The 10,766-nt window shown below is 61.1% G+C and carries 9 protein-coding genes and 1 tRNA gene; 5 read left to right on the top strand and 5 right to left on the bottom strand.

What is annotated here, in order from left to right; genetic code table 11:
• Positions 1 to 20: 20 nt before the first annotated feature.
• A tRNA-Glu gene (locus tag QN219_RS19820) sits at positions 21 to 96 on the top strand.
• A gap of 81 nt (positions 97 to 177) precedes the next feature.
• On the opposite strand, the gene recJ is transcribed toward QN219_RS19820, so the two are convergent.
• The 4 genes from recJ to QN219_RS34020 all read right to left on the bottom strand — a co-directional run bounded on the left by recJ (position 178) and on the right by QN219_RS34020 (position 5,165).
• Positions 178 to 1,980 carry a single-stranded-DNA-specific exonuclease RecJ gene (gene recJ, locus QN219_RS19815; RefSeq protein ID WP_284001547.1) on the bottom strand — a complete coding sequence of 601 codons (1,803 nt, stop codon included), beginning with the start codon at positions 1,978 to 1,980 and terminating at the stop codon, positions 178 to 180.
• A 132-nt stretch (positions 1,981 to 2,112) separates the two neighbouring features.
• Positions 2,113 to 3,435 (bottom strand): homoserine dehydrogenase, encoded by a 1,323-nt coding sequence (locus QN219_RS19810; RefSeq protein ID WP_284001546.1) that lies wholly within the window; start codon positions 3,433 to 3,435, stop codon positions 2,113 to 2,115.
• 81 nt (positions 3,436 to 3,516) lie between these two features.
• Positions 3,517 to 4,734 carry an LL-diaminopimelate aminotransferase gene (locus QN219_RS19805; RefSeq protein WP_284001545.1) on the bottom strand — a complete coding sequence of 406 codons (1,218 nt, stop codon included), beginning with the start codon at positions 4,732 to 4,734 and terminating at the stop codon, positions 3,517 to 3,519.
• 125 nt (positions 4,735 to 4,859) lie between these two features.
• Complete coding sequence (locus QN219_RS34020; RefSeq protein ID WP_309486603.1) at positions 4,860 to 5,165, bottom strand: SHOCT domain-containing protein; 306 nt, start codon at positions 5,163 to 5,165, stop codon at positions 4,860 to 4,862.
• A 212-nt stretch (positions 5,166 to 5,377) separates the two neighbouring features.
• Between QN219_RS34020 and phaC the strand changes: the two genes are divergently transcribed.
• From phaC to radC, 4 genes are read left to right on the top strand one after another with little or no spacing between them, the layout of a single operon-like run.
• Positions 5,378 to 7,225, top strand: coding sequence for a poly(3-hydroxyalkanoate) polymerase subunit PhaC (gene phaC / locus QN219_RS19795; protein WP_284001542.1), 1,848 nt, complete (start codon positions 5,378 to 5,380; stop codon positions 7,223 to 7,225).
• Between the two features lie 13 nt (positions 7,226 to 7,238).
• A complete protein-coding gene (sfsA, locus tag QN219_RS19790) occupies positions 7,239 to 7,958 on the top strand; it encodes a DNA/RNA nuclease SfsA (protein WP_284001541.1) in 720 nt (239 codons plus the stop codon).
• Between the two features lie 29 nt (positions 7,959 to 7,987).
• Positions 7,988 to 8,827, top strand: coding sequence for a type I methionyl aminopeptidase (gene map, locus QN219_RS19785; protein WP_173512776.1), 840 nt, complete (start codon positions 7,988 to 7,990; stop codon positions 8,825 to 8,827).
• Positions 8,824 to 9,612 (top strand): DNA repair protein RadC, encoded by a 789-nt coding sequence (radC, locus tag QN219_RS19780; protein ID WP_284001540.1) that lies wholly within the window; start codon positions 8,824 to 8,826, stop codon positions 9,610 to 9,612. Before map ends, radC begins: the two co-directional genes overlap by 4 nt.
• A gap of 33 nt (positions 9,613 to 9,645) precedes the next feature.
• Here radC and QN219_RS19775 read toward each other — a convergent pair whose 3' ends face one another.
• Positions 9,646 to 10,689 (bottom strand): magnesium and cobalt transport protein CorA, encoded by a 1,044-nt coding sequence (locus tag QN219_RS19775; protein WP_284001538.1) that lies wholly within the window; start codon positions 10,687 to 10,689, stop codon positions 9,646 to 9,648.
• Positions 10,690 to 10,766 lie beyond the last annotated feature (77 nt).

Raw genomic sequence — 10,766 nt, 5'->3', positions numbered from 1 at the left:
TATAAGCCACCTCGTCTTGGGCGCCCATCGTCTAGCGGTCTAGGACGCCGCCCTTTCACGGCGGAAACACGGGTTCGAGTCCCGTTGGGCGTGCCATTCTCTCTTCACAAACTCATTGAGGTTTCTCTTCCAAGTCGCTGATTTGGAAGGTTGGGGCGGTTATCGCGACGAATGCGATCAGGTGGCCTTTGCGGCGTCCGTCACGCGCAGTTGGACGCGGCGGGTTCCCTGCCAAAGATCCGCCGAAACCGATCCAGCGACATGAATGGTCGAGCCGCGGCTGCCGAGCAGGAAGTCGCCCAGCGGCGTTTCCGTGGCGCGAAAGGCAATACCGTCGATCCGGCTGCCATCCTGGCCCTCCAGCGTTACCTTGACGTGATTGGAGCCGACCTGCCGGCAGTCGCGCAGCCGGTGTTGCGGAAAGGCGAAGATCGGCTGCGGATGCCCAGAACCGTAGGGACCGGCCTGCTCCAGAAGATCGACCAGCTCGATCGTCGCGCCCGACGCCCCAAGTGCTCCGTCGACCTTCAGCGTTTCGGTGGAAACCAGATCGCGCACGACAGTTTCGGCACGCTCTTCAAAGAATTGACGAAGCCTGCCGAGGTTCGCGCGCTCGACGGTCAGGCCGGCCGCCATTGCATGGCCGCCACCCTTGACGAGGAGACCGCTCTCGACCGCCGCCCGCACCAGCCTGCCCATGTCGAAACCGTTGATCGAACGCCCCGAGCCGGTCCCTCGCCCACTCGGGTCAAAGGCAATCGCGAAGGCCGGCCGACGGAACTTCTCCTTGATGCGCGCGGCAATGAGCCCGACGATGCCCGGGTGCCAGTTTTCCCGCGCCGTGACGATCACCGAGGCCGCCTCGCCAGTCCCATACTCCGCCAGCACCTCCGCTTCGGCTTCGGCGAGCATCGCCGCCTCCATTGCCTGGCGCTCGCGGTTAAGCTCGTCGAGCCGGCCCGCGATCGATTCCGCCGCTGCGGCATCGTCAAGCGTCAACAGCCGGCTGCCGAGAGCCGCATCGCCGATACGCCCACCCGCATTAATGCGCGGGCCGATCAGGAATCCAAGATGATAGGGCGTCACAGGGCCGCCGATGGCAGCCTTTCGAAGAAGCGCCGCGAGCCCCGGATTGCCCATATGCCGCGCGGCGATCAGGCCTTTGACGACATAGGCGCGGTTGAGCCCCTTGAGCGGTACGACGTCGCAGACCGTTGCCAGCGCGACAAGATCGAGCAGCGACAACAGATCGAATGAAGCGGTGCGCGGGTCCCCTTGGCCGCGCAGCGCCCGCAGGGTGTTGACGAGCACGAGATAGACAACACCTGCGGCGCAGAGATGCCCCTGCCCGGACAAGTCGTCCTCGCGGTTCGGATTGACAAGCGCATGACACGGCGGAAGGGAAGAGCCCACCTGATGGTGGTCAATGACGACGACGTGGACGCCGCGTCCGGCGGCAACAGCGAGCGACTCGTGACTGGTCGAACCGCAATCGACGGTGACGATAAGGCCGGCACCGTTGTCGAGCAGTTGCTCTATTGCCTGCGGATTCGGACCGTAACCTTCGAAGATGCGATCGGGAATGTAGATCTCGGCTTCGATGCCGAAGTGGCGCAGGAATCGGACCATCAGCGCGCAGGAGGCAGCGCCGTCGACGTCATAATCCCCGAATATCACAACCTTCTCGCGGCGGCGCACCGCCAGTGCCAGCCGCTCGGCCGCCTTGCGGCAGTCGGTCAGGGTGTCCGGATCCGGCATCAGAGAGCGGAGCGTCGGGTCGAGAAAGGCGGCGGCATCGTCAAGCGCTACGCCGCGGCCGGCGAGCACGCGGGCAATCATCTCGGAATAGCCGTGGACCTGGCTGATCGCGAGTGCCCGATTTTGCCCGGCCTGATCCAGACGTGACACCCAGCGCTGCCCGCTGACCGAGCGTTCCACGCCGAGAAATGCCCGTTGGATCGGATCCGCCAATACGTCCATGCTATTCGCCCGCCTGCAGTCCCCTGTTCTTAGCGGACATTTCAGGCTGGAAGAACCCGCATGAAGACGGCTCCGGCGGGTCAGAAGCCCGTCGGAGCCGTTTCTCAACAGATTTAATGTGCCGAGCGGCGATTACACGGCCTTCGGCCGTTCGATACGGATGACCTGCGGTTCGCCGACGAGATAGCCCTCGCCCTTGATCGCAACGATCGCCTTGCGCACGGAAGCTTCGAATGTGGCATGCGTAACCAGGATGATCGTCTTCGGCTCCGCAGAATCCACATAGTGCTTGGAATGCTGCATGATCGATTCGAGCGAGATATCGTTTTCGGCCATATGCCCGGCAATGTTGGCGAAGACGCCGGTGCGGTCGAGAACTTTCAGCCGGATGAAATAGCCACCTTCGTGGCTTTGTATGCGGGCCCGCTTGTAGGGCAACAGTGCGGTCGCCGGGCGCCCGAAAGCCGGTACGTGTTGCGCGCCCGGGCGGCTCTTGGCGATATCGGCGATGTCGCCGAGCACGGCCGAAGCGGTCGCATTGCCGCCGGCGCCGGGGCCGACCATCAGCAGTTCGCCAAGAATATCGGACTCGATCGCGACCGCGTTCGTCACACCGTCGACCTGCGCGATGACGGAATCGTAGGGCACCATCGTCGGATGAACGCGCTGTTCGATGCCACTTTCGGTACGTTGAGCGACACCAAGCAACTTGATCCGGTAGCCGAGGTCGGCGGCCGCCTGGATGTCCTCGATCGAGATGTTGGTGATGCCTTCGAGATAGATGTCATCGGCGGCGATCGCGGTGCCGAAGGCGAGGCTGGTCAGGATCGACAGCTTATGCGCCGTATCGTTGCCCTCGATGTCGAAGGCCGGATCCGCCTCGGCATAGCCGAGGCGCTGCGCTTCCTTCAGGCAGTCTTCGAAGGAAAGCCCCTCCTTCTCCATCTTTGTCAGGATGTAGTTGCAGGTGCCGTTCATGATGCCGTAGACGCGCGAAACGGTGTTGCCCGTCATGGATTCGCGAAGAGCCTTGATGACCGGAATGCCGCCGGCAACCGCCGCTTCGTAGTTGAGCAGTGCGCCATGCTCTTCGGCAATGCCTGCAAGCTCGATGCCATGCGCGGCGAGCAGTGCCTTGTTGGCGGTGACCACATGAATGCCCCGCTGCAACGCAGCCTTCACGGCCGAATAGGCTGGATCTCCGGCACCGCCCATCAGCTCGATGAAGACGTCGATGTCCGCCTCGGACGCCAGCGATACCGCATCGTCGAACCACTTGATCTCCGAGAGGTTCACACCCCGATCCCTGGAGCGGTTCCTCGCCGTCACGGCCATGATCTCGATCGCCCGCCCGCATGTGGTTGCCAGCATCTCATGACGATCCTGGAGAATCCGCACGAGCGAGGCACCGACCGTCCCCAAGCCCGCAATGCCGATTTTGAGGGCATCTGCCATAGCAAGTTCCTAACATGTAGAGGCCCCGCCAGTGCGGCAGGGCTATTCTGGTTTGGTGGTTATCGGTATTTATCCGACTTCCTAGCGGTGTGCGTTAAGCGAGATGACGTTGTGCATCGTCTCGTCCGCCGAGGACAGGAAGCGCTTGATGTTGCGTGCCGCCTGTCGAATCCGGTGTTCGTTTTCGACGAGCGCCAGCCGGACGTAGTCGTCGCCCTGCTCGCCGAAGCCGATACCGGGCGCCACGGCGACGTCCGCCTTTTCGACGAGGAGCTTCGAAAACTCGAGCGAGCCCAGATGACGGAACTTCTCCGGGATCTTTGCCCAGGCGAACATGGTCGCCGGCGGCGGTGGCACCTCGAAGCCCGCCTTGCCGAAGCTCTCGACCATCACGTCGCGCCGGCGCCGGTAGATGTTGCGCACCTCGGCAATATCGCTGCCATCGCCGTTGAGCGCCTGTGTCGCGGCAACCTGAATGGGTGTGAAAGCACCATAGTCGAGATAGGACTTGACCCGCGTCAACGCTGCGATCAACCGCTCATTGCCGACGGCAAAGCCCATGCGCCAGCCGGGCATGGAGAACGTCTTCGACATCGAGGTGAATTCGACCGTCACGTCGATCGCGCCCGGCACCTCCAGCACGGAGGGCGGCGGCGCATCGTCGAAGTAGATTTCCGAATAGGCGAGATCCGAGAGCACGATGATGTCGTGCTTCTTCGCAAAGGCGATGACCTCCTTATAGAAGTCGAGTGTGGCCACCTGCGCCGTCGGGTTCGACGGGTAGTTGAGGATCAGCGCCAAGGGCTTCGGGATCGAATGCCGTACGGCCCGCTCCAATGGCGCGAAGAAGCTGTCATCGGGTTCGACCGAGATGGAGCGGATGACGCCGCCTGCCATCAGGAAGCCGAAGGCGTGGATAGGATAGGTCGGATTCGGGCAGAGGATGACATCGCCGGGTGCGGTGATCGCCTGCGCCATGTTGGCGAAGCCTTCCTTCGAGCCAAGCGTCGCGACGACCTGGGTCTCGGGATTGAGCTTGACGCCGAAGCGGCGGGCATAATAGGCGGCCTGAGCGCGGCGCAGCCCCGGAATGCCCTTCGACGAGGAGTAACGATGCGTGCGCGGGTCCTGGACGACCTCGCAAAGCTTGTCGACGATCGACTGCGGTGTGGGGAGATCCGGATTGCCCATGCCGAGGTCGATGATGTCAGCACCGGCCGCTCGCGCGCTTGCTTTCAAACGGTTGACCTGTTCGAAAACATAGGGCGGCAAACGCCGGACTTTATGAAACTCTTCCATCTCCAAACCTCGCTTGGCGCAAGCCTCCACGAGCCGTTCGGCTTTCGCGAAAGCAAACGCGGTGGTGAATGGCCGTCATCACGGCCATTGAACGCTTTGCGTCCAAATCACGTGAAAGGCAAGCGCTAATTCTCGATCTGTTTCAGCGTATCGGCACCGTGCTGCTCGGCCAGCAACTGCAATTCCTTCAAGCGCCGCTGGTATTCGGCCTCGGAAATCGCGCCGGATTTGCGGGCAGCACCAAGCGCCGTCAACTGAGACTGCATCGAAACCGCCTCCTCGTCGGTCATTTGCTGGGTGGCGGCCGGCTTTTGCCCATAGACTGAAGGATACGTGGCGAGTTCCGCTGTCGAACTGCATCCGGCAAGGGTGCCCGCAAGGAGCAAACCCAAAACCCAAGAAATGGAGCCCTGTTTTCCGACGACAAGCATGCTGGCGATGACCCCTGTTTTGCGGCGCGAGGATGGATCAGTGCACCACACGCCTCGAAAAGACATGCCGATGACACTTTAACCACTTGAATTCAAAGCGATTTACTTGCTTCCTGTGATTCCATTGGAAAGCTGAACGCTCTAGCTCTTGTAATCATTTTCGGGCAGAATGTAAAAACGCAAAACAGATAAGATGCTGTGGAGGACGCCGGGTGACAGCAGACAGGAAGGCCGAGGACGGCGGTGCTAAGAGCGGTTTTGCCGGCTTTGATCCGAAATCGGTCGAGCCCTACATCGTGAAGGACCCGGAAAGCCTGGCCGTCAATCTGGCCCGCGCAGCAGAACAACTCGGCAAGGCAGCCTCTGCATGGCTTGCCCCGCGCGAAGCCGGCGAGAAGAGCGATACTTTCGCCGAGCCCGTTTCCGATATGGTCAAGACGCTGTCCAAGATATCGGAGTATTGGCTCTCCGATCCGCGTCGAACGCTGGAAGCCCAGACACATCTCATGGGCAGTTTTTTCGACATCTGGTCGCGCAGCCTCCAGCGCATGGCCGGTGACATCGCGACCGATCCGACAAGTCTCGAGCGCACCGACAAGCGCTTTGCGGACGAGGACTGGGTGAGGAATCCTTTCTTCGACTTCATTCGCCAGGCCTACCTGGTGACCTCGGACTGGGCGGAGAGAATGGTCAACGATGCCGAAGGGCTCGATGACCACACCAAGCACAAGGCGGCCTTCTACGTTCGTCAGATATCGAGCGCTCTTTCGCCGACCAATTTCATCACGACCAACCCGCAGCTCTATCGCGAAACCGTGGCGTCAAACGGCGCCAATCTCGTGAGGGGCATGCAGATGTTCGCGGAAGACATCGCGGCCGGGCGCGGTGATCTCAAGTTGCGGCAGACGGATACGAGCAAGTTCGCCATCGGCGAAAACATCGCGATCACGCCCGGCAAGGTGATCGCCCAGAGCGATGTCTGCCAGGTCATCCAGTATGAGGCGAGCACCGAGACCGTGCTCAAGCGGCCCTTGCTGATCTGCCCGCCGTGGATCAACAAATTCTACGTCCTCGATCTCAACCCGCAGAAATCTTTCATCAAATGGGCGGTCGATCAGGGCCACACCGTGTTCGTCATCTCCTGGGTCAATCCGGATGAGCGGCATGCCTCGAAGGACTGGGAGGCCTACGCGCGCGAAGGAATCGGCTTTGCTCTGGACACCATCGAGCAGGCGACCGGCGAGCGCGAGGTGAACGCCATCGGTTATTGCGTCGGCGGCACATTGCTTGCGGCCACGCTGGCGCTACACGCCGCCGAAGGCGAGGATCGTATCCGCTCGGCGACGCTTTTCACGACGCAAGTGGATTTCACCTATGCGGGCGACCTCAAGGTCTTCGTCGACGATGACCAGATCCGCCAGGTGGAGCGGAATATGAGTGCGACCGGCTATCTGGAAGGCTCGAAGATGGCCACCGCCTTCAATATGCTCCGGGCCTCGGAACTGATCTGGCCTTATTTCGTCAACAACTATCTCAAGGGGCAGGAGCCCCTGCCCTTCGACTTGCTTTACTGGAACTCCGATTCAACGCGGATGCCGGCAGCCAACCACTCGTTCTATCTTCGCAACTGCTACCTGGAGAACAAGCTCTCCAAAGGGGAGATGGTCCTGGCCGGCCGGAAAGTATCGCTCGCTGACGTCAAGATCCCGATCTACAATCTGGCGACGAAGGAGGATCATATCGCGCCCGCCAAATCGGTATTCCTCGGCAGCAGTTGCTTCGGCGGCAAGGTGACGTTCGTCCTGTCAGGCTCGGGCCACATCGCCGGTGTCGTCAACCCGCCTGACAGGAGCAAGTATCATTACTGGACCGGTGGACCTGCCAAGGGCGACATCGACGAATGGTTGAGCAAGGCGAAGGAAACACCTGGCTCCTGGTGGCCGCATTGGCACAGCTGGGTAGAAAAGCTCGACAGGAAACGCGTTCCGGCCCGAAAGCCCGGCGGCCCGCTCAATTCGCTTGAAGAAGCGCCGGGTTCCTACGTTCGCGCCCGGGCCTGATCGGATCCATACGGTGAATTTCTCCAATCCGCTCGTTCCAGCTACGCTTGTGCAACGTTACAAGCGCTTCCTGTTCGACGCCGTTCTCGGCGACGGAACGAGGATCACCGGCTCATGCCCGAACACCGGCTCGATGCGCGGATTGACAACGCCGGGATCGGCGATCTGGCTCTCCGAGCATGACAGTCCGACACGGAAATACCGCCATATGCTGGAGATCGTCGAAGCAGACGGAACGCTCGTCGGCATCAACACCGGACTGCCGAACCGGCTTGCCGAGGAAGCGATCGCCGCTGGACTCGTGGGGAATCTTCACACTTACGAGACACTTCGGCGCGAGCAGAGATACGGCCGCAATTCCAGGATCGATATCCTTCTCAGCGACCCGACGAAGGGTCTTGCCTATGTGGAGGTCAAGAACGTCCACTTCAGCCGTGACCGGGGTCTCGCCGAATTCCCCGATAGCCCGACTGAGCGCGGCGCCAAGCACCTCGAAGAACTCGGCGACATGGTGGAGGCAGGCCACCGCGCAATCATGCTCTATCTTGTCCAAAGACCTGACTGCGATGTGTTCCGCATATGCCGCGAACTCGATCCGGTCTATGCTCGTGCATTCGAGCGGGCGACCATGAGAGGCGTCGAAGCCTATGCCATCAAATGCGCGATATCGCCCTCGCAAATAGTGCCGACGGGGGCGATGACAGTGGACGAACCCGCCTTCGCTGATTTATGACATGCGCTTGAAACAATGAAAGCTCTGGAATGGTAACTTATATCGAGGCCGGCGCTGCCCCGTACAAGAACACCGGCGTCATCCGGCTCTACGGACCGGATGGTTTCGAAGGCATGCGCAAGGCCTGTCAGGTGACGGCGCGTTGCCTGGACGAACTCGTGCCCCGCGTACGGCCAGGCGTGACGACAGAAGAGATCGATCGTTTCGTCTTCGAATTCGGCATGGATCACGGCGCGCTTCCCGCGACGCTGAACTATCGCGGCTACACGAAATCGTCGTGCACGTCGATCAACCACGTCGTCTGTCATGGCATTCCAAACGAAAAGCCCCTACGCGAAGGCGATATCGTCAATATAGACGTTACCTATGTCGTCGATGGCTGGCATGGCGATTCCAGTCGCATGTATCCTGTCGGCGAGGTCAAGCGTGCCGCGGAACGGCTGCTCGATGTCACGCACGAATGTCTGATGCGCGGCATCGCGGCCGTGCGGCCCGGCGCACGCACCGGTGCGATCGGCGAGGCCATCCAGGCCTACGCGGAGTCGGAGCGCTGTTCGGTGGTGCGTGACTTTTGCGGCCACGGGGTTGGCCGGCTGTTCCATGACGCTCCGAATATCCTGCACTACGGTCGCGCCAATGAGGGCCCCGAACTGCGCGAGGGCATGATCTTTACGATCGAGCCGATGATCAATCTCGGCCGTCCGCATGTGAAGGTTCTCTCTGACGGCTGGACTGCCGTCACGCGCGACCGTTCGCTCTCGGCGCAATATGAACACACGATCGGCGTCACGGCGGACGGCTGCGAAATCTTCACGCTTTCGCCGGCCGGCCTGTTCAAGCCCGGCGTTGCTGCAGTGGGCAACGCGTGACAAGAACTCCGCCCTTCTCTGAAGGCGAATTGCAGCCGACGGACGAGCGGCAGTTTTTTGCGCAGCCAAAACCGCGCGTAGGCGACGCCGAAGTGAACGCTGCTCCGCCCACAGAAGCACATTATCACGGTCATCGCGATCGTTTGCGAGACCGCTTCCGTGAACATGGCGATGCGGCGCTCGCTGATTACGAGATCCTGGAACTCATCCTGTTCCGGCTCATCCCCCGTCGTGACACGAAGCCGATTGCCAAGGCGCTGCTCAGCCGCTTCGGAACGCTCGCCGGCGTTTTCGGGGCGCCGCTCAACCTATTGCGGGAGGTCAAGGGCGTTGGAGAATCCGTCGCTCTCGATCTCAAGCTCATCGCCACGGCCAGCCACCGAATGCTGAAGAGCGAGCTGCGCGAGAAGCAGGTCTTGTCATCCTGGAGCGCCGTCATCGACTACTGCCATGCGGCAATGGCGCACGAGACCAAGGAGCAATTTCGCATCCTCTTCCTCGACAAGCGCAACGCGCTTATCGCCGACGAAGTACAGCAGCGAGGCACGATCGATCACACGCCGGTCTACCCTCGGGAAGTAATCAAGCGTGCACTCGAGCTATCCGCGACCGCGCTCATCCTCGTCCACAATCACCCCTCCGGCGACCCTACGCCTTCTCGTGCGGATATCGAGATGACCAAGCTGATTGCCGAAGCCGCCAAGCCGCTCGGCATTGCCCTGCACGACCATATCATCATCGGCAAGGACGGCCACGCAAGCCTCAAAGGGCTTCGCTTGTTCTAGACTTGGCCTACCGCGCGATTCGTTAAGGTCTGCTCACAGCCATCTCGCACGCCGGAAGAACCGGTAGAGAGTAACGCACAGTCCGACGATTATGGCCAGAACGACAAAATAGCCGTAGCGGAACCTGAGTTCGGGCATGTCCTCGAAGTTCATGCCGTAGATTCCGGCGATCGCCGTCGGGACCGCGAGAATGGCGGCCCACGAGGCGAGCTTGCGCGAGATTTCCGTCTGCTCCGACTGGCCGATCATCAGGCTCGCCTCGAAAGTGAAGGCAAGCACTTCGCGCAGCGCATCGATGTCTTCCTGCACCCGTCGAACATGATCAGTCACATCCCGGAACAGATGCTGCATCGCCGCATCCATCCCTGGAAGTTCCAGGTGCTCGTGCCGGCGGCACACGTCCACCAGCGGCACGACCGCATTGCGCAGGCGCAGGAGGTTTCGACGCAACAGGTAGAGCCGTTCTATATCGGCCTTATCCAAGCGATCGCGCAGCAACCGATCCTCGAGTTCCTCGACCTCGCTGTGGATTGCCTCGACCACCGGCATGTAGCTGTCAACGATGAAATCGAGGATCGAATAGAGGATGTAATTCTCACCGTGAGCGAGTGCCGCGGGTGACGCTTCGCATCTTTGCCTGACGGCCATATAAGAAGTCGACGCACCGTGACGAACGGAAATGACATAGCCGCGGCCGACGAAAAGATGCGTTTCGCCGAACGAAATCTGGTCGTCCGCCATGTGCGCGGTGCGCGCCACGACGAAGATCGCGTCGCCGTAGATTTCCAGCTTCGGACGCTGATGTGCCTTTCCGGCATCCTCGATTGCCAAGTCGTGAAGATTGAATTCGGCCTGAATCTGGCGCAACAGCATCTCATCCGGCTCGTGAAGGCCAATCCAAACAACGACATCTTCGCGGCCCCGCCATTGTCCTGCCTCTTCGATCTGAATGTCGCGCAGACGCTGCCCGTTCTGGTACACCGCGGCAGCCACGACGCCCGGGCGAGCCGGAACTGCCACTTCCGCTTGAATCGATCCAGTCGGCTGATGGGGGATCGCCGTCGCCTCTGATGCCATTTCTAGACTCCACCGCGCATTGCCGCGCGAGAAAACCGAAACGTGGGTGCCGCCGATACCCGACGCCCAATGCGCCA

This window comes from Sinorhizobium sp. 8-89, assembly GCF_030124325.1.
Lineage (GTDB): Bacteria > Pseudomonadota > Alphaproteobacteria > Rhizobiales > Rhizobiaceae > Sinorhizobium.
This window is presented reverse-complemented; position numbering and strand designations above follow the sequence as displayed.

Coding starts and splice junctions, on each gene's coding strand:
- recJ (WP_284001547.1), bottom strand. CDS start 1,980: ATGGACGTATTGGCGGATCCGATCCAACGGGCATTTCTCGGCGTGGAA.
- QN219_RS19810 (WP_284001546.1), bottom strand. CDS start 3,435: ATGGCAGATGCCCTCAAAATCGGCATTGCGGGCTTGGGGACGGTCGGT.
- QN219_RS19805 (WP_284001545.1), bottom strand. CDS start 4,734: ATGGAAGAGTTTCATAAAGTCCGGCGTTTGCCGCCCTATGTTTTCGAA.
- QN219_RS34020 (WP_309486603.1), bottom strand. CDS start 5,165: ATGCTTGTCGTCGGAAAACAGGGCTCCATTTCTTGGGTTTTGGGTTTG.
- map (WP_173512776.1), top strand. CDS start 7,988: ATGGTAACTTATATCGAGGCCGGCGCTGCCCCGTACAAGAACACCGGC.
- QN219_RS19775 (WP_284001538.1), bottom strand. CDS start 10,689: ATGGCATCAGAGGCGACGGCGATCCCCCATCAGCCGACTGGATCGATT.